The organism is Streptomyces composti (assembly GCF_012034205.1).
Lineage (GTDB): Bacteria > Actinomycetota > Actinomycetes > Streptomycetales > Streptomycetaceae > Streptomyces > Streptomyces composti.
Genome location: NZ_JAATEM010000015.1, coordinates 62,127 through 83,797, shown reverse-complemented (window position 1 = coordinate 83,797; position 21,671 = coordinate 62,127). Strand labels below are relative to the sequence as shown.

At 72.2% G+C, this 21,671-nt stretch carries 22 protein-coding genes and 1 pseudogene; 12 read left to right on the top strand and 11 right to left on the bottom strand.

Features of this window, described 5'->3' with window-relative positions:
- The first annotated feature begins 19 nt into the window (after window positions 1–19).
- The 3 genes from HCJ93_RS14165 to HCJ93_RS14155 are packed head-to-tail and all read left to right on the top strand — an operon-like array spanning window position 20 to window position 3,089.
- Window positions 20–778, top strand: a complete 759-nt coding sequence (locus tag HCJ93_RS14165; protein WP_167995000.1) for an SDR family NAD(P)-dependent oxidoreductase — start codon at window positions 20–22, stop codon at window positions 776–778.
- Complete coding sequence (locus HCJ93_RS14160; RefSeq protein WP_167994998.1) at window positions 775–2,355, top strand: FAD-dependent monooxygenase; 1,581 nt, start codon at window positions 775–777, stop codon at window positions 2,353–2,355. Before HCJ93_RS14165 ends, HCJ93_RS14160 begins: the two co-directional genes overlap by 4 nt.
- The gene (locus HCJ93_RS14155) at window positions 2,352–3,089 is read left to right on the top strand and encodes an HAD family hydrolase (protein ID WP_167994996.1); all 738 of its coding nucleotides are present in this window, start codon (window positions 2,352–2,354) and stop codon (window positions 3,087–3,089) included. Before HCJ93_RS14160 ends, HCJ93_RS14155 begins: the two co-directional genes overlap by 4 nt.
- A gap of 116 nt (window positions 3,090–3,205) precedes the next feature.
- On the opposite strand, the gene HCJ93_RS14150 is transcribed toward HCJ93_RS14155, so the two are convergent.
- Complete coding sequence (locus HCJ93_RS14150; protein ID WP_167994994.1) at window positions 3,206–4,162, bottom strand: aldo/keto reductase; 957 nt, start codon at window positions 4,160–4,162, stop codon at window positions 3,206–3,208.
- Between the two features lie 210 nt (window positions 4,163–4,372).
- Between HCJ93_RS14150 and HCJ93_RS14145 the strand changes: the two genes are divergently transcribed.
- The 4 genes from HCJ93_RS14145 to HCJ93_RS14130 all read left to right on the top strand — a co-directional run bounded on the left by HCJ93_RS14145 (window position 4,373) and on the right by HCJ93_RS14130 (window position 8,115).
- Window positions 4,373–5,944, top strand: a complete 1,572-nt coding sequence (locus HCJ93_RS14145; RefSeq protein WP_167994992.1) for an MFS transporter — start codon at window positions 4,373–4,375, stop codon at window positions 5,942–5,944.
- 11 nt (window positions 5,945–5,955) lie between these two features.
- Window positions 5,956–6,387, top strand: a complete 432-nt coding sequence (locus HCJ93_RS14140) for a hotdog fold thioesterase (protein WP_167994990.1) — start codon at window positions 5,956–5,958, stop codon at window positions 6,385–6,387.
- An 86-nt stretch (window positions 6,388–6,473) separates the two neighbouring features.
- Window positions 6,474–6,923, top strand: a complete 450-nt coding sequence (locus HCJ93_RS14135) for a MarR family winged helix-turn-helix transcriptional regulator (RefSeq protein ID WP_167994988.1) — start codon at window positions 6,474–6,476, stop codon at window positions 6,921–6,923.
- 310 nt (window positions 6,924–7,233) lie between these two features.
- Entirely contained in the window at window positions 7,234–8,115 is an 882-nt protein-coding gene (locus tag HCJ93_RS14130; protein WP_309141402.1) for an AfsR/SARP family transcriptional regulator, read from the top strand.
- A 198-nt stretch (window positions 8,116–8,313) separates the two neighbouring features.
- Here the strand turns inward: HCJ93_RS14130 and HCJ93_RS14125 are convergent, their stop codons facing one another.
- Both HCJ93_RS14125 and HCJ93_RS14120 read right to left on the bottom strand, forming a co-directional pair.
- Window positions 8,314–9,357: a 3-oxoacyl-[acyl-carrier-protein] synthase III C-terminal domain-containing protein gene (locus tag HCJ93_RS14125; RefSeq protein WP_167994986.1), complete on the bottom strand. Its 1,044-nt coding sequence runs from the start codon at window positions 9,355–9,357 to the stop codon at window positions 8,314–8,316.
- Window positions 9,357–9,566 (bottom strand): hypothetical protein, encoded by a 210-nt coding sequence (locus HCJ93_RS14120; RefSeq protein ID WP_167994984.1) that lies wholly within the window; start codon window positions 9,564–9,566, stop codon window positions 9,357–9,359. The genes HCJ93_RS14125 and HCJ93_RS14120 overlap by 1 nt, the downstream gene beginning before the upstream one ends.
- A gap of 355 nt (window positions 9,567–9,921) precedes the next feature.
- Between HCJ93_RS14120 and HCJ93_RS30165 the strand changes: the two genes are divergently transcribed.
- Window positions 9,922–10,272 (top strand): hypothetical protein, encoded by a 351-nt coding sequence (locus HCJ93_RS30165; protein WP_167994982.1) that lies wholly within the window; start codon window positions 9,922–9,924, stop codon window positions 10,270–10,272.
- A 227-nt stretch (window positions 10,273–10,499) separates the two neighbouring features.
- On the opposite strand, the gene HCJ93_RS14110 is transcribed toward HCJ93_RS30165, so the two are convergent.
- Both HCJ93_RS14110 and HCJ93_RS29855 read right to left on the bottom strand, forming a co-directional pair.
- Window positions 10,500–11,453 (bottom strand): NAD-dependent epimerase/dehydratase family protein, encoded by a 954-nt coding sequence (locus HCJ93_RS14110; RefSeq protein ID WP_167994980.1) that lies wholly within the window; start codon window positions 11,451–11,453, stop codon window positions 10,500–10,502.
- Entirely contained in the window at window positions 11,450–12,604 is a 1,155-nt protein-coding gene (locus HCJ93_RS29855; RefSeq protein ID WP_277350721.1) for a ScbA/BarX family gamma-butyrolactone biosynthesis protein, read from the bottom strand. Before HCJ93_RS29855 ends, HCJ93_RS14110 begins: the two co-directional genes overlap by 4 nt.
- 320 nt (window positions 12,605–12,924) lie before the next feature.
- Between HCJ93_RS29855 and HCJ93_RS14100 the strand changes: the two genes are divergently transcribed.
- From HCJ93_RS14100 to HCJ93_RS14085, 4 genes are all read left to right on the top strand, one after another.
- Window positions 12,925–13,578 (top strand): ScbR family autoregulator-binding transcription factor, encoded by a 654-nt coding sequence (locus HCJ93_RS14100; RefSeq protein WP_167994976.1) that lies wholly within the window; start codon window positions 12,925–12,927, stop codon window positions 13,576–13,578.
- A gap of 316 nt (window positions 13,579–13,894) precedes the next feature.
- A complete protein-coding gene (locus HCJ93_RS14095) occupies window positions 13,895–15,343 on the top strand; it encodes a DUF2252 domain-containing protein (protein ID WP_373563578.1) in 1,449 nt (482 codons plus the stop codon).
- 358 nt (window positions 15,344–15,701) lie between these two features.
- Window positions 15,702–16,538 (top strand): hypothetical protein, encoded by an 837-nt coding sequence (locus tag HCJ93_RS14090; RefSeq protein ID WP_206317410.1) that lies wholly within the window; start codon window positions 15,702–15,704, stop codon window positions 16,536–16,538.
- Between the two features lie 52 nt (window positions 16,539–16,590).
- Window positions 16,591–16,920, top strand: a complete 330-nt coding sequence (locus tag HCJ93_RS14085) for a rhodanese-like domain-containing protein (RefSeq protein ID WP_167996119.1) — start codon at window positions 16,591–16,593, stop codon at window positions 16,918–16,920.
- Window positions 16,921–16,965: 45 nt separating this feature from the next.
- Here HCJ93_RS14085 and HCJ93_RS14080 read toward each other — a convergent pair.
- From HCJ93_RS14080 to paaA, 6 genes and pseudogenes are all read right to left on the bottom strand, one after another.
- Window positions 16,966–17,510: pseudogene (locus tag HCJ93_RS14080) on the bottom strand (acyl-CoA dehydrogenase family protein).
- Between the two features lie 241 nt (window positions 17,511–17,751).
- Window positions 17,752–18,810 carry a 1,2-phenylacetyl-CoA epoxidase subunit PaaE gene (gene paaE / locus HCJ93_RS14075; RefSeq protein WP_167994974.1) on the bottom strand — a complete coding sequence of 353 codons (1,059 nt, stop codon included), beginning with the start codon at window positions 18,808–18,810 and terminating at the stop codon, window positions 17,752–17,754.
- The gene (gene paaD, locus HCJ93_RS14070; RefSeq protein ID WP_167996118.1) at window positions 18,810–19,361 is read right to left on the bottom strand and encodes a 1,2-phenylacetyl-CoA epoxidase subunit PaaD; all 552 of its coding nucleotides are present in this window, start codon (window positions 19,359–19,361) and stop codon (window positions 18,810–18,812) included. Before paaD ends, paaE begins: the two co-directional genes overlap by 1 nt.
- The gene (gene paaC / locus HCJ93_RS14065) at window positions 19,358–20,092 is read right to left on the bottom strand and encodes a 1,2-phenylacetyl-CoA epoxidase subunit PaaC (RefSeq protein WP_167994964.1); all 735 of its coding nucleotides are present in this window, start codon (window positions 20,090–20,092) and stop codon (window positions 19,358–19,360) included. The genes paaD and paaC overlap by 4 nt, the downstream gene beginning before the upstream one ends.
- Window positions 20,089–20,376: a 1,2-phenylacetyl-CoA epoxidase subunit PaaB gene (gene paaB / locus HCJ93_RS14060; protein WP_167994953.1), complete on the bottom strand. Its 288-nt coding sequence runs from the start codon at window positions 20,374–20,376 to the stop codon at window positions 20,089–20,091. Before paaB ends, paaC begins: the two co-directional genes overlap by 4 nt.
- The gene (gene paaA, locus HCJ93_RS14055; RefSeq protein WP_240967595.1) at window positions 20,373–21,470 is read right to left on the bottom strand and encodes a 1,2-phenylacetyl-CoA epoxidase subunit PaaA; all 1,098 of its coding nucleotides are present in this window, start codon (window positions 21,468–21,470) and stop codon (window positions 20,373–20,375) included. Before paaA ends, paaB begins: the two co-directional genes overlap by 4 nt.
- Window positions 21,471–21,671: the final 201 nt, after the last annotated feature.

The following is a 21,671-nucleotide window of genomic DNA, read 5'->3' as shown; positions in this document are numbered from 1 at the left end:
GCAGCGAAGGAGGAGGCCCATGAGGCTCGACGGGCGGATCGCGGTCGTCACCGGCGGCACGCGGGGACTGGGCCGGGCGATCACTGAGGCGTACCTGGCGGAGGGCGCCTCGGTGGTGGCCGCCGCACGCAACCCCTACGACATCAAGGAACTCGCCGACGAGTACGGCGACCGGCTGCTGTACCAGCCGGTCGACGTCACCCACGAGCGATCGGTGCAGGAGCTGATGGACGCCGCCGTGGCGGCGTACGGCGGCATCGACATCCTGGTCAACAACGCCGGAGTCAGCCGGGACGGCAAGATCGCCCGGCTGTCGGTGGCCGACTGGAACACCACGCTGGCCACCAATCTCACCGGGGTCTTCCTGTGCACCCGCGCGGCGATCGGCCCGATGACCGCGCGGGACCGGGCGGAGGGGCAGAGCGGCCACATCATCAACGTCTCGTCCTGCGTGGCCGGCCGGGCCGCGGCCGGGGCCGCCGCGTACAGCGCCAGCAAGGCCGCGGTGGAGATGTTCACCCGCACCTCGGCGGTGGAGCTGGCACCCAGGGGCATCCGGGTCAACTGCCTCTCGCCCGGCTACATCGACGAGGGCATGGGCAAGGAGCTGGCCGCCAACGAGCGCGCCTGGGAGGCCTACCGGGGCCGGCTGCTGGCGGGGCGGCTCGGCCGGCCGGAGGAGGTCGGCGCCGCCGCCGTGTTCCTCGCCTCCGACGACGGCTCGTACGTCAACGGCAGCGTGGTCGAGGTCAACGGAGGCCTCAATTGGGCGGCATGACGGTTGCACGGAGCGGGACGCCGGTGCTGGTGGCGGGGGCCGGGCCGGTCGGTCTGATCGTCGCCTGCGAGCTGCTGCAGCAGGGGATCGGCGTACGCGTGGTGGACGCCGGCCGGCGCGGCGACCCGCGGCACTCCCGCGCCAATGTCATCTGGCCTCGCAACCTCGAGCTCCTCGACCGGATCGGGGTGACCGGCGAGCTGCTGGACATCGGCCACCGCCTCGCCGGCACGGCGTTCTACTCGCGCGGTCGGCGCCTGGCCACCGCCTGGATGAGCAGACTCGCGGACTCTCCCTACCCGTTCGCGCTCACCCTCTCGCAGAACGACACCGAGGGCGTGCTGCGCCGGCGGGTCGCCGAGCTGGGCGGCACGGTCGAGGACGGGGTTCGGGTCACCGCCGTGGACCACTCCGGCGGGGTGCCGTCGGTGAAGCTGGAGCACGACGGCGGCCGGGTCGAGGAGACCGAGCCCGGCTGGCTGGTCGGTGCGGACGGCGCCCACAGCACCGTGCGCAAGGAGCTGGGCATCGCCTACGAGGGCCCGCCCGTCGACGTGTCCTTCGCCATCACCGACGCCCGGCTGACCACCAGCCTCTCGGAGGACCTGTCCCACTACTGCTATGCGCCCAGCGGCGCCATCGTGCTCGGACCCATGGGCGACGGCGTGCACCGCATCGCCCTGAACGTGCCGCACGACGCCTACGACGAGCACAACCCGCCACCGCGCGAACTGTTCCAGCAGGTCGTCGACGACCGGGCGGCCGGCCGCACCCGGGTGGAGGAACTGCTGTGGAGCGGCTCCTTCCGGGTGCGGGTGCGCATCGCGTCCGCCTTCCGCAGCGGCCGATGCTTCCTGGCGGGCGACGCCGCCCATGTGATCAGCCCGGCCGGCGGGCAGGGCATGAACACGGGCATGCAGGACGCGTTCAACCTCTCCTGGAAGCTGTCCGGAGTGCTCCGCGGCGAGTTCGGCGAGGGCATTCTCGACTCCTACGACAGCGAGCGGCGCTCCGTCTCCCACCATGTGGCCCGCTCCACCGAGTGGCTGACGAAGGCGGGCCTGGTGCGTACGCCCGTCAAAGTGGCGCTGCGGGACGCGGCGTTCATGGCGGCGGACCGCACCGGGGTGTTCCAGCGCCGGATCGCCCCGCAGCTCGGGCAGACCGCCGTCGCCTACGGCGGCGACCGGCATCCCCGGCTGCCGGTGAAGGTCGCGGGCCCGGCGGCCGGGGAGGGGACGGGCCCGGAACTCGCCCCGGAGGGCTGGCCGGTGATCGACCGGGACCGGCACACCGTGCTGCTGTGGCCCGGCAGACGCACCCCGCCGCCCGACTGGCCGGCCGTCCGCGACCGAGTGCGGACGGCGCTGCCGGACGACACCCCCGTGCTCGATCTCACCCGTGCGGTCCCCGCCGGCCTGGCCCGCGCGCTGGGCCCGGGGCCGGCCGTGGCGGTGGTCCGGCCCGACGGCCATCTCCTGGCCCGGCTGGACCCGCTGCGGCCCCAGCAGACCACGCGCCTGCTCGAGCGAGCACGCCTGCTCGAGGACACCGCTCACACGAGGAGTCAGTCGTGACGATTTCCGCCGAGGCCCCCGCCCGGGGCGCCGGACACGGCCGGCCGGTGGTGGCGTTCTTCGACGCCGACGAGACGCTGATCGCGATGAAGACGCCGTTCTCGCTGCTCAAATGGCGGTTGCGGCGGCAGGGGGACATCACCGGCGCGAGGTACGAGCAACTCGTGGAGCCGCTGCGGCGGCTGGCGTCGACGGGTGTCGCCCCGGTGGAGGTGGTGTCCAGGTTCTACGAGCTGCACGCGGGCATGCTCTGGGACGATCTGGTGGCCGAGGGCCGCACCTGGTATGCCGAACTGCGCCGGCAGGGGGCTCCGTTCATCGAGCCGGTGGTCGCCCGTCTGCGCCGGCATCAGCAGGCGGGGCACCACACGGTGGTGATCTCCGGTTCCTGGGCGGCCACGCTCCACCCCGTCACCGACGACCTGGGCATCGACCTGGTGCTGTGCACCGAGCCGGACCTGGACGCGCAGGGGCGGCTGACCGGTGCGATCCGGCATGCCATGTTCGGCCCCGCCAAGGCCGATGCGGTGCGGGAGGCGCTGGCGAGGTTCGGCGCCGATCCGGCGGACTGTTACGCGTACGGGGACGACCCGGGTGATCTGACCATGCTGGGCATGGTGGGGCACCCGACGGTGGTCGGCTCACATCCGCGTATGACCGGGCATGCCGCCGAGCGCGGCTGGCCCGCGCTCCCGGCCGTGCTGGCCGCGGGCACCCACCGCCAGCAGGTGTGAGTGCTCCCGGCCGTGCTGGCCGCGGGCACCCACCGCCGGCAGGTGTGAGCGCCGCACGGCGGGCCGGTTCCCGTCCGGGGAGCCTGCCCGCCGTGCGGCGGCGGTGTGCGCGGTTCTCAGCGGCTGCCGACCGGCTCCGGGAGCGCGTCCAGCCGCGTCAGCGCGTCCGGCGGCAGGGTGAGGGAGCCCGCCGCCACGTTGTCCTCGAGGTAGCGGCGCGTCTTGGTGCCGGGGATGACCCCGACGTGCTCGCCCTGTGCCAGCACCCAGGCGATCGCCACCTGGGCCACGGTCGCACCGAGCTGCTCGGCGACCGTCCGCACCTGGTCGACGATGGCCCGGTTGGCGGCGATGGCGTCGGGCTGGAACCGCGGCAGCCGGTGCCGTCCGTCGGCCTTCGGCAGGTCCTGCGGGCCGGAGATCGACCCGGACAGGAAGCCCCTGCCCAGCGGGGCGAAGGCGATGAAGGCGATGCCCTCGCGCCCGCAGTGCTCCACGACGCCGCCGGTGAGGGCCTCGCGGCTCCAGAGGGACAGCTCGCTCTGCACGGAGGCGACGGGGTGGACCGCGTGGGCGCGGGCGATCTCCTCGACGGACGCCTCGGACAGCCCGAGCGCACCGATCTTGCCCTCCTTCACCAGCTCCGCGAGTGCGCCCCAGCTCTCCTCGACGGGCACCTCGGGGTCGATGCGGTGCAGCTGGTAGAGGTCCACGTGATCCGTGCCGAGGCGCTTCAGACTCGCCTCGACGGCGCCGCGCAGATACTCCGGCCGGCCGTCGCGGTGGCTGCGGTAGGTCGCCGGGTCGTCGACGACCAGGCCGCCCTTCGTGGCGAGCAGCACCTTGTCGCGGATGCCCTCGAGGGCCCTGCCCACCAGCAGCTCGTTGGTGAAGGGGCCGTACTGGTCCGCCGTGTCGATCAGGTCGACGCCGAGCTCCACGGCCCGGCGGATGACGGCAACGGACTCGTCGTCGTCGCGGCCCAGTTCGTCGTACCCCCAGGACATGCCCATGCAGCCGAGGCCCACGGCAGCGAACGTCCTGTCCGTGGCGCCCAGTCGGATCCTGCGCATCGTCGTGCGCACCGCCTTTCCCCGTGTCGATGTGCGCGTGCCCGTCGGCACGTGCCGCTCCGTACCGTCTGCTCCGAGTAGCAGAACAACGTCTTTATACAGAACTCTGGCTTACAGCGTTGACATTGGATTTACCTAGCACCCTACTCTATGACAGAGCTCTGATTCAGAGCTGACTTCTCACAGACAACAGACAGAGGTGATCCTTCCGTGTCCACCGGCAACCCGCGGGCCACACTCGCTGCGGCATGCGTGGTCGGCCCGCTGATGACCCTGGTGGTGACCGGCCCGTCCGTGGCCATCCCCGACATCGGCGCCGATCTGGGCAGTTCCCTCTCCGCCGCGCAGTGGGTGGTCGACGGCTACATGCTCACCGCCTCCAGCAGCCTCGCCGCCATGGGATCGCTGGCCGACCGGGTCGGCCACCGCCGCATGTTCACCTGGGGCATGGCCTTCTTCGCCTTCTGGATGACCGTCTCCGGCCTGGCCAACAGCATCCTGGTGCTCGACCTGGCCCGCGCCGTCGCCGGTTTCGGCAGTGGTGCCGCGCTCGCGTCCATCACCGCGATCCTCGCCCAGGCCTTCGACGGCCCCGCCCGCGCCAAGGCGTTCGGCCTCTTCGGCACCTTCCTGGGAGCAGGCCTCGCCTTCGGTCCGGCCTTCGGCGGCGCGCTGGTCAACCTCTGGGGATGGCGTTCGGTCTTCCTCGTGCTGGCCGCGGTCTCCGCGCTCGTACTGCTGAGCACCCCGCTGCTCCCCCGCTCCGAGCCCGTCAAGGGCTCCCGGTTCGACTGGACCGGCAGTCTGCTCTTCGCCCTGGGCGTCGCCCTGTTCGTGCTCGCTCTGGTCGAGGGACCGGGCCGCGGCTGGACGGACCCGCTGGTGCTCGCCGCGGCCGGCGCCTTCCTGGTGCTGATGGCGGCCTTCGTCCGGGTGGAGCGCCGCACCGAGAACCCGATGTTCGACCTGGGTCTGTTCGCCCGGCCGCAGTTCCTCGCGGTCTGCCTGGTGCCGCTGGTGCTGGCCTTCTCCTTCGTCGCCCTGGTCATCGTGCTCCCGCCGTACCTCACCTCCACCAGCGGCATGTCGGCTCTGCGTATCGGCCTGGTGCTGCTGCTGCTCACCGGCCCCTCGCTGGTGATGCCCGCGCTCACCGGCCTGGTCGTGCAGAAGGTCTCGCAGCGGACTCTGTTCGTGGTGCTGCTGGCCTGCTCCGCGGCCGGCGCCGCCTGGCTGACGTTCGTGGACCCGGGCCCCTCGGCGCTCGCGCTGGCCGGTCCGCTGCTGCTGCTCGGCATCGGCTACGGCATCTCGCTCGGCATCCTGGACGGGGCGGCGGTCTCGGCCGTGGAGCCGGAGCGGATGGGCATGGCGGCAGGCATGTTCAACACCGTCCGTCTCACCTCGGACGCGGTCTCCATGGCGGGTCTGGGCACCCTGGTCACGGCGATCACCAAGTCCGCCCTCGACAAGGGGGCGGTCGCCCCGTACCCCGGCGGCGCCGACGCACTGACCTCCCGGGCGCTCCAGGGCGGGTTGACCGAGGCGGTCGAGAGCCTGCCCGCGGGCGCCGTGCGGGACCGGGTGGCGGGCGCGATGTCCGACGCCTACGCGAGCGGTCTGCACACCACCATGTGGCTGGTGGCGGCGGCATGCGCGGTCAGCGCGGTCCTCGTCGGCATGCTGCTGTCGGACAAGCGGCAGGACGGGGCAGGGGACGGGACGCCGGCCGAGTCCGCCGACCCGGCTGCTGCGTCTCCTGAGCCCGCGTCCACCCGCTGAGGAGGCAGGAGATGGCCCAGACCGCCCTCGGACCCGTCGGGGTCCTGCCGTCGTACGCCGACCAGCAGCTCGTGGAGCGTCTCGGCATCGACATCACCGTCTGCGAACCGGACCTGGTCGTGGGCACCATGCCGGTGGACGGCAACCGCCAGCCCATCGGGCTGCTGCACGGAGGTGCCAACGCGGTCCTCGCCGAGACCCTCGGATCGCTGGCGGCATGGGTGCACGCCGGCGCCGACCGGATCATCGTCGGGCAGGAGCTGTCCTGCACCCACCATGCCGGTGTCCGCAACGGCAGGGTGACGGGTGTCTGCCGACCGCTGCACGTGGGCAGGACCAGCGCGACCTACGAGATCGTCATCACCGACCAGCATGACCGCCGCACCTGCACCGCCCGGCTGACCTGTGCCATCCCTTCGGACCGGCGCCGGAGGGGACGGTGAGGGGCGCCCACCGGCGAGCCGGCCCGTCCGGCGCGGGCCGCCTCGCGGCCATTCGTTCGTCCTCTGTCGTATGCGAGACTGTTGGCATGGCGAACACGACGGCGGAGACGGTCGCCGCAGGCCGGCTCGGGCACACGATCAAGAGGGCGGAGCAGGCCCTCATCGCACGCAAGACGGCGGCGCTGCGGGAGTTCGACCTGACGGTGCCGCAGTATTCGGTCCTGCTGCTGCTGTCGGTCTCCGACGGCATGTCCGCGGCTCAGCTCGCGCGGGAGTGCATGGTCACCCCGCAGACCATGGCCACGGTGCTGACCAACCTGGAGAAGGCCGGCCTGGTGGTGCGCGAGCCGTCCGAGCTGCATCAGAAGGTCGTGGTGAACCGGGCGACCCGGGCCGGCCGCGCCGTGGCGCGGAAGGCCGACAGGGCGGCTCTGCGCGTGGAGGGATCGCTCAACGAGGAATTCACGCCGGAGGAACGGGCCCGGTTCGAGGAGTATCTGGAACGGGCGATCTCGGTACTCAATTCATTGGAGTGAATTTTTCCACGGAATTGACTGAATTCCGGGCGGCCGGTCGATTCGCCTGCCTCGCGAGATGGTGGTGGTCATGCGTATGCACGACCACCACCATCTTTTTGGTTGCACTCTCGCCGTGTGAGATGGGTAACACTCCCGGTTACCGGATGTTTAAATTGTGGGATGCGGTCAAAAGGAGGGGGTGGATTCCGGCCGGTTGCTGATATACTGAAATTCGTCACTCAGAGTTACCGAAAGGCTCGGAAAATCTGAGGGGCAGAGGAATCCGTTATTCCGCCCGCGGCGGGGTGACGTGTGCCAATAAGGGGGAATGGTGCAGATTCATGTCCTCGGCCCGATGGTCGTCTTCGACGAACGCTCGGAGCCGGTTGTCCTGGCTCCGAAGCCACGCCGGATACTCGCCTTACTCTCCGTGAACGCGGATCGCGCGGTGTCCGTCAATGCACTTGTGCAGGAACTGTGGGGAAGTGAGCCGCCGCGTACCGCCACGGCCACGATTCAGACCTACATAGGCCAGGTGCGCCGTACGCTCGCCGACGCGCTCGACGTCAGCGTCGCAGAAATCGCCAGAGAAATCCTGGTCACTGAGGGCAGCAGTTATGTGCTGTCCACGGCGAGGGTCGCGCTCGATGTCACCGAGTACGAACTGCTGGCCGAGGAAGGAACCGCCGCGGTCGAACGCAGTGAATTCACCCGCGGTGCCGATGTGCTGCGCCGGGCATTGTCCCTGTGGCGGGGGCCGGCCCTCGTCAACGTGGAGGCCGGGGAATTGCTCAGTGCCCGCGTGGTCCACCTGGAGGAATCTCTTCTGTGCGCGGCGGAGCACCGCATCTACGCGGACCTTCAGCGAGGGGCGCACCGCACGCTGGTGCCCGAACTGTCCGAACTCACCGCCCGGTACCCGCTGCACGAGAACTTCCACCGGCACCTGATGCTCGCCCTGTACCGGTGCGGGCGCAAGGCGGAGGCGCTGGCCGTGATGCGGCGGCTGCGCACCAGGCTGGTGGAGGAACTGGGGCTCGAGCCCTCGCCGTTCCTGGTTCAGATGGAGCAGGACATACTGCGCGGAGAGCCGTCGCTGGACCGGCCGCAGGCCCTGACGCCCTGCCGCCAGGAGGCCGCCTGGCCGGCCGCCCGCCCCGCCGGCCGGTTCCGTTCCGCGAGGCCGACGGCGATGCAGGCGACCGGCTGAGCCGGCCCGGCAACTCGTGCGGCGGGCCGCCGTGGTGTTCACCAGCCACGGCGGCCCGCCGCACTGTCGTTGCCTCCTGCCTCGTTGCGAACTGCCGCTCGCCCATCGGCTGCCGCGCCGTCCGCCGCGCCGTCCGCTGCGCAGTCCGGTGCGGCGCTGCCGGTGCCTGCGGCCGGAGCGTGTCAGGGCCGGAGCGTGTCAGGCGGCACTGACCAGGAGGCAGGACCAGGTGAAGCCGGCTCCGGCGCTCACCAGGAGGGCATGGTCGCCGGGTTCCAGCATCCGGGCGGCGTGCAGCTCCGCGAGGCTCGCCGCGGTGTCGCCGGCACCGAGATGACCGGTGTCCGCACCGGGGTGCAGGAGGTGAGCACCCGTCAGCTTGCTCAGCAGAGGGGCGTAGGCCAGGTCGACGGTCTTGCGGCCCAGCCGCGGCGCCACCACGTAGCGCAGCGGCACATCACCGGTGGTCTCCCAACCCGCGTCCGCAAGGCACTGAGTCACCGCCGACTGCAGCGCCCGGGCGCTGGCCTCGGTGAACGCCTCGAGGCCCTCGGCTTCGAGGAACGCCTTCTTGGTGCGCCGGATGTCGACCCTGGGTCCGAGCGAGCGGGCGGCGGGGCTGAACGGGTCGTCGCCACGGTGCATACGCTCCAGCTGCGGTGCGGCCACGGTGGAGAGCGCGTGCAGCAGCAGGGGCGCGGGCCGTCCGCCCTCGGCGTCCTCCAGGCGGTGCAGCAGCAGCGCGGTGGCCCCGTCGCCGTAACCGATGCCGTAGTCACCGGTCCACCGGTCGAAGCCCGGATCCAGGAACGCGTCGGCCGTGGTGATCAGTGCCGGGCCGAGGCCCGGTTCCAGGAAGAGCCGCGCCGCGGCAAGTTCCACGGCCGCGGCACCGCCGTTGCACACCTGCTGCACACCGACCGGTGTCGCCGACCCGGCCCCCAGCCGGTCGGCGATGAAGTGTGCCGGGGACCACAGGTCGTGACCCTGGTAGTGGATCCAGGCATGCAGGACGAGACCGAGGTCCCCGGCCGGGACACCCGCCTCGGCGAGCGTGCGCCGACTCGCCTCGACCGCCATCTCGGGTGGGGCCAGATCGGCCACCGGCAGCCGGTCGTACCCCAGTTCCGCAGCGGTGTCGGCGTCGAGCAGCCCCTGCTCGACGGCTTCCCGCGCGCTCTGCCGCCGCTCAGGCAGATAGGTCGCGGGTGCGGAGATGCCCAGCGGGCGGGGCAGGCGCATCACCGCGTCCCGCGCCCGGCCGTGCCCGGCACCTCGCAGCCCGCCGAGGTGAGGCCCTCGCTCGGCGTCACGGAGCCGGCGGGCGGCTCCTGGGCGGCCGGACTCACCTGCGACTCGTCGGCGACGGCGGTGGACCGGGTGGCCGGGCCCATGCCCTGGGCCACCACGACGACGGCACCCGCTGCTGCGGCCTTGCTCTTGGGGATCACGGACGCGCTCCTTGGCTCACGGGAAGAGAGAGGGCCGGGACACGGCGCTCCGGCCCGTCCCTGCGCACCCCGGTCCTGTGTAGCAGAGCACTGTCCGTGAGTGGAGCACTGTTATCCAGGTGAGGGCTGTCTCCTGGGCGGGCCCCCGGTGCGTCTTCAGCGGGTCTTCAGCGGGTCTTGAGCGACGGGGCCGGGGAACCCGCCCGTGACCGGCCGCCGCCTCGGATCCAGCGACCTGGCTTCCTGGCTCGCAGAAGGCGGCCTCAGCCTGCTTCGGCCAGCGAGATGCGGCCCTTGCGCTCGTCCTGCTCGAGCAGCTCCATCACCTTCTCGCGGGTCCGTTCCGGTCCGCGCCGTGTGCAGCATCAACCGGTTGGTGACGCCCTCGCGGACGGCGCGCCAGTGGTCCGTCATCGCCCTGCTGTGCGGGGCCCAGTTCACGCTCGCACTGGACTTCTCCCTTCTCATCGCCGCCCTGTCCGTCCTCGGTGAGGACCCCGGCTTCGCCCTGAGCGGCCTGCGGTGGGTCGACACCGCGTTCGCCCTGCCCTCCGGCGCGGCCTGCTGCTCTTCGGACGCGCCGCCGACCCCAGACGCCCGAGGAGCGGACGGCACGGGACGGGGTGAGCGCACCGCCGCTGCCGTACCCGTACCGGCACCAGGACTCCTGCGATGCGGACCGGGCGCGGGAGGGGACCGGGGCTGAGCGGGATCAGGCGTGGGGCTCACCGGAGCAGTCGGCGGACCGTCCATGTGGGCGGCCCTTCCTCGTCGGCCAGGGGCGCCACACTGCGCAGGGTGACGCTCGAACCGTCTGGACGGTTTGCCACTCTCGTGGGCCCTGACCTGCGTTGGTCCTGACCTGCGTTGGCGGTGGTGTGCGTCGGGGGTGGTGTGCGTCGGCGGTGGTGTGCGGTGGTGTGCGGTGCTCGGTCAGCGGCCGGACAGGTAGGAGCGGTACCAGGGGGCTGCCTGGGGGAAGGTGCGGGGGAAGCCGTCGCCCGGGGGGCAGTCCACCGACTTCCAGAAGGCGTCGTCGGTGAACCAGTGGTCCACGGTGAGCATGCCGAGGTGGTGCCGGGCCATGGGCGAGCCGGCGGCGCGGGTGCGGGCGGTGGGGATGTCGACGGCGGCACCGGTCGGCGGGCGCTCCACCTGGGCGGCGACGGCGGCGAGCAGGTCCGTCGCGCTGACCGGGTCCGGGTGGTTGACGTAGTGGGCGCCGGGGGCGAGGGACGGGGAGAGGGCCGCGGCGACGACCGCGCGGCCCAGGGTGTCGACATCGATCATCGAGTGCAGCGTCGGGCAGTCGGTGAGGGTGGCCGACAACTCCCGCAGCAGACCCACGAGTCCGGGGACGACCCAGCGGTCGCCCGTGCCGTAGACCAGGTGGGGGCGCAGGACGAGGCCGCCCGCTTCGAGAACGTGCCGTTCGGCTGCGGCCCGGGTGGCGCTGGTGGTGGAGGCCGGGGCGATCGGTGCCTCGCCGGGGCGTACCCCGCGGAAGGGGCCTCGGCCGTGGACGGCGGCCGTGCTCAGGTAGACGATGCGGCGGACACCCGCGCGGGTCGCCTCGTCCATCAGGGCCTTGGTTCCCTGGTCGTTGACCGCCGCCACGTCCTCCGGGGTGCCGGTGATGAGGGAGCCGCAGTGGACGAGGACGTCGACACCGGTGCAACTGCCGTGCAGGGAGCGGGGGTCGGCGAGATCGCCGGGAATGGTGGCCGGGACGGCCGTGGCCGGGGGCGCGGTTCGTGCCGTGGTGGTGGCGGGTGCGGCGTGGCGGGTCAGGAGGCTGACGCGGACGCCCGGGCGGCGATGGGCCGCGGCGGCGACCCGGCTGCCGATGAAGCCGGTCGCGCCGGTGATGAGGAGATGCGTGGTCATGGGTGCTGTCGCCGCGCTCCGGGGTCTGCGCCCGGGCCGGGGCCGGGGCCTGGGCTGGGGTCGGGGCCTGGGCTGGGGTCGGTGAGTCGGGAGGTTCCGGAGGTGAGGACCGCGGTGAAGACGGTCTGGTTGTCCTGGTGGCCGTGGACGCGGACCGTGGTCTCGTCCTCGCCCTTGTCGAGGACTTCCGCCTCGATCAGGCAGGGGCTGTGCAGTTCGGCGTAGCGGTTGAAGGAGGCCGACATGTCGCTGGGGAGGAAGGGGCGCTTGCCGGTGGCCGCGGTGGCCGCCTGACGGGCCGCCTCGAACAGGACCATGCCGGGGACGTGGTCGTTGGGGCGCGGGAAGAGGACCGGGTGCGCGGTATTGACACGCAGCAGCCAGGTGGTGGGGCGGCCGCCGTGGGAGGCCGCGGCGGGATGCGGCTGCCGTTCATCGAGCGGTGCGCCGCGCGGTGTGTCGAGCCGTGCGTCGAGCGGTGTGTCGAGCGGGGAGAGGACGACGTCCTGATCGTGGGTGCGGCCGGCCTCGCCGGGGGAGATCGCGGCAAGGAGCGGTACGGGTTTCTCCCGTGCCGCCAACTGCTCGCCGCGCAGGCGGCGGTAGGCGGCCGGTGAGGTGCAGCCGGTGCTGCCGGTGCCGCGCGCGACGAGGCGTCCCGCGCGACGGAACTCCATCGTGGTGCGCATGCTGCTCAGGCCGCGGCCCCGGCGGCGTATCTCGGAGCAGACGACGTCCACCGTGACCGGCTCGGCCGCGTCCGCGCGGCGCAGGGCCCGCGGGTCCGTGGTGACCTCCAGGTCCCACATGACGAAATGCGTGTCCGCCGGAACGTCGAACGCCGCGTGCGCCAGGGCCATGGAGGTCTGGCGTATCGTCTCGCCGACGATCATCGGGTCCTGGTGCCGGTCGTCGACGGGGCCGAAGAACGGGTGGTCGTCGGGCCAGTGGGCGGTCACCCGGAAGCGGGTGTCGGAGAGCCGGGTCCAGTCCGCGGGGAAGACGTCCGATGCGCGGGTCCGGTGGGCGAGCCCGGGCGTGATAGGGGTCGTGACGGGGGTGCTGGGCGCGCTGGGCGCGTTGGATGTGCCGAGTGTGCCGGAGCTGGGGGTGCTGGTTCCACCGCCGCCGCCTGCTGCGTTTGCGGCCATGCCCTGCTGTCCGGTCTGATCCTCCGTGGGCGCGCTCGAGGCACGATTCTTCGGCATGCGGGAACCCCCGGGATCTATGAACTGGCACCGGTGGACGTCGAACTAAGATACGGACGGGACGGTTTTTTTCCAAGGGTGATCCACTTCGCCGGGACGAGCGACGGACGAGCGCACCCACGCCGCGCCCGCAGGGCGCCAGCGGAACGCAGTACGGGCTTCACCGCACCGCGTTGGCGCCACGATGAGGCAGCACGACCTCGCGGCGGTCCATGCGATCGACGGCGCGAGAGCAGAGATCCACGGAGATCAGGAGGCACCCGATGGCGCGACAGGAGCGCGCGATCCGCACACGGCGGACCATCCTGGAGGCGGCGGCGGCCGTCTTCGACGAACGCGGCTACACCTCGGCGACCATCGGGGAGATTCTGGAACGGGCCGGTGTGACCAAGGGTGCGCTGTACTTCCACTTCGGGTCGAAGGAGGAGCTGGCGCTCGGCATCTTCGAGGAGCAGCTGGCGGTCTCGCTGCCGCCGCAGCCCAGCAAGCTGCAGGAACTGGTGGACTCCGGTCTGGTGCTGGCGCTGCGGCTGCGGACCGAGCCGCTGGTGCGGGCCAGCGTCGGACTCGCCCTGGACCAGGGCGCGCTGGGTCTGGACCGCACCCCGGCCTTCGGCATGTGGATCGACCAGACCGAGCGCCTGCTGAACGAGGCGAAGGCCGGCGGCGAGCTGCTGCCGCACGTCGACCCGGCGGAGACGGCCGAGTTGCTGGTGGCCAGCTTCTCGGGGGTGCAGCTGCTGTCCCAGCTGCGCTGCCAGCGGGAGGATCTGGAACGCCGGGTGGTGATTCTCTTCCATCACCTGCTGCCGGGGATCGCCGTGCCCGCTGTGCTGGCCCGGCTGGACATCGCGGAGAACCGCGCGGCGGGACTGGTGGCCCAGGGACGGATGGAGCCCATTGCGGAGGCCGGCTAGCGGGCCGGGGTGCGGAGAGGGATGGGGCTGTGGGCGCGGAGACCGAAGGGGACGGAAGCAGACGGAAGGGGGACGGAAGGGGGCTGTAGGCGGTGTTCCCGGTTGCGCCTGCTCCTGCGCCTCGCCAGGATCGCTGGGTTTTCCACAACTCATGAGTTGTCCACAGGGTCTGACGCCGTTCCGTCGCCGGTTGTTACGGTCTCCATCGATCGAGAATTCCAGCGCTTCGCCGTGAAGCGCGGACGGACCTGACCTGCGTACGGGGGAGGCGGTTGCTGTGACCGAGGTCGTCGCCGGGGTGGAGAGCACGCGCACGGTGGGACGCCAGGGCGGACCGGCGGACACGTCCGCCCAGGGGGCCGGCCCGGATTCCGGTGCCGGGCGGCGGCTGCCGCGCGTGCCGGGCTTCGCCGAGTGGCCGGCCCAGGGGTCCCCCAAGGCGGAGGGCAAGGCTCTGCGCCGGGTGGTGCCGCGCAGCGCTCACGCCAGGCTCGAGCTGGACGGCTCCCGCCCCGATGCGGTGACGGCGGTCGAGGAGTCCGGACGCGGCCGGCTGCCCGAACTCACCCCGATACGGGTGGGCCGGATGGCGGCGACGCCCTTCGCCTTCCTGCGCGGCTCGGCCGGCCTGATGGCCTACGACCTGGCCCGCACCCCCATGACCAGGATCCGCGCCCAGATATGCGGCGACGCCCACGCAGCCAACTTCGGCCTCTACGGCGACGCACGCGGCCGCCTGGTCATCGACCTCAACGACTTCGACGAGACCGTGTACGGCCCCTGGGAGTGGGACCTGAAGCGGCTCGCCGCCTCGCTGGTGCTCGCCGGCCGGGAGGCCGGCGCGGACGAGGCCGTGTGCCAGGAGGCCGCCTACGACGCGGTCGGCGCCTACCGCCGCACCATGCGCCTGCTGTCGAAACTGCCCGCGCTGGACGCGTGGAACGCCATCGCCGACGAGGAGCTGGTCTCCCACACCGACGCCCACGATCTGCTCGGCACCCTGGAGCGGGTCGCGGAGAAGGCCCGCGCCAACACCAGCGGCCGCTTCGCCGCCAAGTCCACCGAGGCGACGGAGGACGGCGGGCGCCGGTTCGTCGACGCACCGCCGGTGCTGCGCCGGGTCCCGGACGAGGAGGCCAGGGCCGTGGCCGCCTCCCTGGAGCAGTACCTCACCACGCTGCCGGAGGACCGCCTTCCGCTGCTGGCCCGGCACGCGGTGCACGACGTGGCGTTCCGCGTCGTCGGCACGGGCAGCGTGGGCACGCGCTCCTACGTCGTCCTGCTCCTGGACCACCGGGGCAAGCCGCTGGTGCTGCAGGTGAAGGAGGCCCGCCCGTCGGCGCTGCTGCCGCATCTGGAGACGGCCGGCTTCGAGGTGCCCGGCACCGAGCACGAGGGCAAGCGGGTGGTGCTCGGCCAGAAGCGGATGCAGGTGGTCAGTGACAGCCTGCTGGGCTGGACGACGGTCGAGGGGCGGCCCTATCAGGTGCGGCAGTTCCGCAACCGCAAGGGCAGTGTGGACCCGGCGGCGCTGGCCGCCGACCAGATCGACGACTACGCGCGCATGACAGGAGCCCTGCTGGCCCGCGCCCACTCGCACAGCGCCGACCCGCGCCTGATCGCCGGCTACTGCGGCAAGAACGACGAGCTGGACACGGCGATAGCCGCGTTCGCCGTCGCCTACGCCGACCGCACCGAGGCCGACCACGCCGACCTGCTGAGCGCGGTGCGCTCGGGACGGATCGCGGCGGAGCTGGGGGTCTGACGGGCGAGCGCCACGGCCGGGCCGTGCCGGTGCAATGGTGCCGGTGCCGGTGCGGATGCGCTGGTGCTGGTGCTGGTGCTGGTGCTGGTGCCGGTGGCTGTGGTCGTGGCCGTGGCGCGGTGAATGTGCCCGGGGGCGGTGTGCGTTCCTGGGGCAGGCTGCGGTTTGTCCGGGCGCGTGGACGCGCCGGCCCCGGCGGGCGGTGTGCGGCGCGCACGCGCGATCCGGTGCGGGTGAGCGCTGCGGGCTGAAGCTCGAACCGATGAGGGGGCGGGGTGGGGGGAGGGGAGGCCCCCCGGAGGTCGCGGAGGGACGAGAATCCCTGCCCCCCGCGCCCGTGCCCTACGCTGGGCGGGTGATGGAGTCGGAAGGTGTGCAGGGTGGTGCCGCCGGGGCGGAGCAGGCCCCCGGTGGTGAGAAGGCCGCGCGGGCCGAGGAGCGGCTTGAGCAGGCCGTCCGGGCCGCGGAGAAGGCGCTGATCGAGTTCGAGATCGCGGTGGAGACCTTTCGTATCGAGGTCGAGAACTTCTCCCGGCTGCACGAGCAGAAGCTCGGACCGATGTACGCCCGTCTCGAGGAGCTGGACGCCCAGATCCTGCAGGCCCGCGCCGACCGCACCGGCGACCCCGAGGATCTGCGCCGTGCCGCGGAGGCGCGCGCCCGGCTGGCGCCCATACCCGGTGTGGAAGAGCTGATGAACGGCTGGATGGACGACAAGGGGCTCTACCCCGAGGCCGTCGCCATGCTCACCGACCAGCCGGTGAAGCCCCCGCAGCGGGTGCGGCCCAGCGAGGAGGCCCGCAAGCTGTACCGCGAGCTGGTCCGCAAGGCCCACCCGGACCTGGCGCAGCAGGAGTCCGAGCGCGAGCGCCGCGAGGAGTTCATCACCCGGGTGAACGCCGCCTACGCCCGTGGCAGCGTGGACGAGCTCGAGGAACTGGCGGCGGAGTGGGCCGCGGGGCCGCAGCTGAAGCGCGCCCGGAGCGCCGCGGAGGAGCTGTACGCCCGCCTCGAGTGGCTCTCCCAGCGCAAGGAGATGCTCACCGTGCTCGCCAAGGAACTGGAGGAGAGCGCGATCGGCTCCATGCTCAGGCTGGCTCCGGACGACCCCGACGGTCTGCTCGACGAGATCGCCGAGCAGCTGCGTGCCCAGCTGGCCGAGCGGGAGGCGGAGCTGGCCTCCCTGCTGGCGTGAGCCTCGGTCCGTCTCTTCGGGTAGCGTCTCAGACATGAGTTTCGGAGCTGCTGTGCCCACGGTCGGGGTCGCGGACGTCAAGGACGGCGACTTTCTGCTGGACGTCCGTGAGGACGACGAGTGGAAGGCCGGTCACGCGGCCGGCGCGCTGCACATCCCGGTCAGTGAGTTCGTGGCCCGCTACGGCGAGCTGACCGAGGCCGCGCCTCAGGACGGCCGGGTGCATGTGATCTGCCGTTCCGGCGGGCGTTCCGCCCAGGTCACGATGTATCTGGTGCAGCAGGGAATCGACGCCGTGAACGTGGACGGCGGTATGCAGGAGTGGGAGGCCGCCGGGCGTCCGGTCGTCACGGACGACGGTCAGACCGGGCACGTGCTGTAGTTTCCGGGGGCCGGAGGCCGTGAGCGGCTCTTCGTCCGTGTCCGGTCAGGTGGGTGGATGGGCGGCCAGCGGGTCCCCGAGGGTCTCCTCGTGGGCGGCTGCCGGGCCGAGGGTGAGTTCCAGGTGTTTGGCCCGGGCGTGGTAGTGGTGCAGGGGGTAGTCCACGTCGGCGCCGAAGCCTCCGTGCAGGTGCTGGGCGGTCTGCACGACCCGGCACACTCGTTCCGCCGCCCAGATCTTGGCGACGGTGACGTCCGCGGTGGCGGGCAGCGGGCTGCCGTGGGCCTGGATGGCCGCGGCGGCGCGGGCGATGTTCCAGGAGCGGTACGCGGGCCAGTACTTTCGCCGACTCGCGCAGCACCAGGCACAGGGCGATCGCGTCGAGGCCGGATCCGCCGTGTTCCGGGTCGAGCGGCAGGCTCAGCAGGTCGGCCTCGGCGAGCCGGGACCACAGGGCGCGGTCGCAGCCGTCGGCGCAACGGCGCCGGGGTGAGGGCGGGGCTGGGCACGGTGTCCGGGGCGACGGAGGCGAAGACGCCCCGTGCTGCTTCGGCGGCTGCCTGCTGCTCCTCGGCGAAGGTGAAGTCCACGGGTCCCTGTCCTCTCACGGCGCACGGGTGCGCCGGCCGACGCCAACCTGACGGGGCGTCGAGCTAGAACAGCCTTCAGGAGGAGAGAAGGTCCGGTGCGTGCGGGCCTGGCCACCGGGGTCGGGCCCGGGCTGGCGTACGCGCGCCCGGGGCCGGCCGCCGAGCTTCCAGGGGCCCGGCCACCGGGTGGGCGCATCGGACCTTCTGTGCCGGCTCTCCTCTGCGGGGCCACCGTCCGGGGCTACCGGTCGAAGTCCAGCTCCACCTTCTCGGTGAGCGGGTGCGACTGGCAGGCCAGGACGTAGCCCGCCTCGGTCTCCTCCGCCTCCAGGGCGAAGTTGCGGTCCATCCGCACCTCGCCGGAGACCAGGAAGGCACGGCAGGTCCCGCAGACGCCGCCCTTGCAGGCGTAGGGGGCGTCGGGGCGGTTGCGCAGCACCGTGTCGAGCAGGGACTCGCCGTCCTGGACGGGCCAGGTGCCGCCGCGTCCGTCGAGCCGGGCGGTGACCGTGCTGTGGGCGGGGGCCGTGGCCGTGCGGGCGGGGGCGGGGCTCGCGTCCACGTGGAAGATCTCCTCGTGGATGCGGGCGCGGGGCACGCCCAGGGCGCGCAGGGTCCGCTCGGCGCCCTCGACCAGTCCGTAGGGGCCGCACAGGAACCAGCCGTCGACCTGCTCCACGGGCAGCAGCGCCGGAAGCAGTCCGGTCAGCCGCTCCTGGTCGAGCCGGCCGGACGGCAGCCCGGCCTGCTGCTCCTCGCGGGAGAGCACGGTGACCAGCTGGAACCGGTCGGGGTAGCGGTCCTTCAGGTCGGCGACCTCTTCGAGGAACATCGTGGAGGCTGCGGTGCGGTCGCTGCGGATCAGGCAGAACCGCGCCCGGGGCTCGCGGGCGAGCAGGGTGGAGACGATGGACAGCACCGGGGTGATGCCGCTGCCGCCGACGATCGCCGCGTACTGGCCGTGCGCCGGCTGGAGGGTGAAGCGGCCGGCCGGGGTCATGACCTCCAGCTCGTCGCCGAGGTTGATCTCCTTCAGGGCGTAGGTGGAGAAGGCGCCGCCCTCGACCAGGCGCACGCCGACGCGCAGGGTGCTCGGCCCCTCGCCGTCGGGTGCGGGGGAGCAGATGGAGTAGGTGCGCCGTATCTCCTGGCCGTCGACCGTGCGGCGCAGCGCCAGGTGCTGGCCGGGCAGGTACCGGTACTCCTCGCGCAGCTCGGGCGGAACGGCGAAGGTGAGGGCGACGGAGTCGTCGGTGAGCCGGTCGACCGCGGCCACCCGGAGCCGGTGGAAGCGGGCCATCACAACTCCTTGAAGTGGTCGAACGGTTCGCGGCAGGTCAGGCAGCGGCGCAGCGCCTTGCACGCGGTGGACGAGAAGCGGCTGAGCAGTTCGGTGTCGGCGGATCCGCAGTGCGGGCAGCGGACGGCCTCAAGCTCGTCGGCACCGGCGGCGGACGGGTCGGCGTCGCGGGTGCGGGTGGGGCCGAGGGCGACGGGGACCGGGCCGGAGGCGTTGCGGACGCGTGGCGGTGCGATGCCGAACTCGCGCAGCTTGCGCCGGCCCTCCTCGGTGATGTCGTCGGTGGACCAGGCGGGCGCCAGCACCGTGCGGACGGTGACCTCGCGTATGCCGTGCTCGTGCAGGACGCGCTCTATGTCGAGGGCCATCGCCTCGATGGCGGGGCAGCCGGTGTAGGTCGGGGTCAGCTCGACCTCGACGCTGTCCGCCCCCCGGGCGTGCACCGCGCGGACGACGCCCAGTTCGCGCAGGGTGAGCACGGGCAGCTCCGGGTCGGGCACCGACCCGGCCAGCTCGAGCAGTTCCTCCTCCAGCGGAGTCGTGGTGGTCACCATGACGCCCCCGGGTGGCTGCGGTGCAGATGCTGCATCTCGGCGAGCATGCGGCCGAAGGGCTCGGTGTGCAGACCCTGCCGGCCCGCACCGGCCGACCAGGCTCCCGTGCGGGGCCCTTCGGGCACGGAGAGGGTGGCCCGGCGCAGCACGTCCTCGATCTGCTCCAGCCAGGCGGTCTGAAGGGCCGTCCAGTCGATGTCCAGGCCTTCGACGGGCTGGAACATCTCGCCGGTGTAGCGCCACAGCGCGTTCGCGGCCTGCTGCATCCGGTCGTGGCTGACCTCTGTGCCGTCGCCGAGGCGGAGGGTCCACTGCTCGGCGTGGTCGCGGTGGTAGGCGGTCTCCTTGACGGCCTTGGCGGCCAGCGCGGCGAAGGGGCCGTCGCCGTCGGCCAGCTGGGTGTGCAGCAGGTGCTGGTAGACGGAGAAGTACAGCTGGCGGGCGATGGTGTGGGCGAAGTCGCCGTTGGGCTGCTCCACCAGCTGGAGGTTGCGGAAGGCGCGCTCCTCGCGGAGGAAGGCCAGCTCGTCCTCGTCGCCGACCATCGAGAGGAGCATCCGCGCCTGGCCGAGCAGGTCGAGCGCGATGTTGGCGAGGGCGACCTCCTCCTCCAGCACGGGGGCGTTGCCTGCCCACTCGCCGAGGCGGTGGGAGAGCACCAGGGCGTCGTCGCCGAGGGCCAGCGCGGCCGGGGCGAGGGCGGTGTCCTTGACGGTGGGCGTGGTCACAGGTGCTGCACCCCCTCGGGGATCTCGTAGAAGGTGGGGTGCCGGTAGGGCTTGTCGGCGGTCGGCTCGAAGAACGGGTCCTTCTCGTCGGGCGAGGAGGCGGTGATCGCGGACGACGGCACGACCCAGATGGAGACGCCCTCGCCGCGCCGGGTGTACAGGTCGCGTGCGTTGCGCAGGGCGAGCTCCGCGTCCGGCGCGTGGAGGCTGCCGGCGTGGGTGTGGGACAGGCCCCGGCGCGAGCGCACGAAGACCTCCCACAGGGGCCAGTCGGTGGTGGTCATGCTCGCTTCGCTCCTGTCTCGCCGTTCACGTTCTCGCCGTTCGCGTTCGCCGCGTGGTGCGCACCGGTGGTGCCGTCGACATCGGACTGGCGGCCGGGCCCGCCCGTGGTGTGCTTGGCCGCGTAGGCCGCTGCCGCCTCCCGGACCCAGGCGCCCTCCTCATGGGCGCGCCGGCGCCGGGAGAGCCGCTGCTCGTTGCACGGGCCGTTGCCCTTGAGGACCTCCCAGAACTCCGACCAGTCGATCGGGCCGAAGTCGTAGTGCCCGCGCTCCTCGTTCCATTTCAGGTCCGGGTCGGGGAGGGTGAGGCCGAGGGACTCGGCCTGGGGGACGCAGATGTCGACGAAGCGCTGGCGCAGCTCGTCGTTGGAGTGCCGCTTGATCTTCCAGGCCATCGACTGTGCGGAGTGCTGCGACTCGTCGTCGGGCGGGCCGAACATCATCAGCGAGGGCCACCACCAGCGGTTGACCGCGTCCTGGGCCATCTCGTGCTGCTCGGGGGTGCCCTTGCTGAGGGCGAGCAGCAGCTCGTAGCCCTGGCGCTGGTGGAAGGACTCCTCCTTGCAGATGCGGACCATCGCCCGCGCGTAGGGGCCGTAGGAGCAGCGGCACAGGGGGACCTGGTTGGTGATCGCGGCGCCGTCCACCAGCCAGCCGATCGCGCCGACGTCCGCCCAGGTCAGCGTCGGGTAGTTGAAGATCGAGGAGTACTTCTGGCGGCCGGAGTGCAGCTTGTCGAGGAGCTCGTCGCGGCTGGTGCCGAGGGTTTCGGCGGCGCTGTACAGGTACAGGCCGTGGCCGGCCTCGTCCTGCACCTTGGCCATCAGGATGGCCTTGCGGCGCAGGGAGGGCGCGCGGGTGATCCAGTTGGCCTCCGGCTGCATACCGATGATCTCGGAGTGCGCGTGCTGGGCGATCTGCCGGATCAGCGTGGCCCGGTATCCGTCGGGCATCCAGTCGCGCGGCTCGATCCGCTCGTCGGCGGCCACCGCCGCGTCGAAGGCGCGCTGGAACTCCGCAGTGCTGTCGTCGGCGCTCTCCGGTGCGCCGGACGGCTGGCTGCGGGCCGTCTCGTGGGCGGCTGCTGTCGCCATGAGGTCCCCCTCGACCTGGGTGCTTCTCGGAGCACGCTCCCGACCGATCGTTCGGTTCGTGCGATTCCATGGTGGGTCGGGGGCCGCACGGTGTCAACCGTTGTGGATAACCTGCGGGGGCTGCCTGTGGACGGACGTGGGGAGCGGTCCCGGACGGGAGCACGGCGCCTGGCGCGCTGCGATGTGGTCACGGCCACGGCA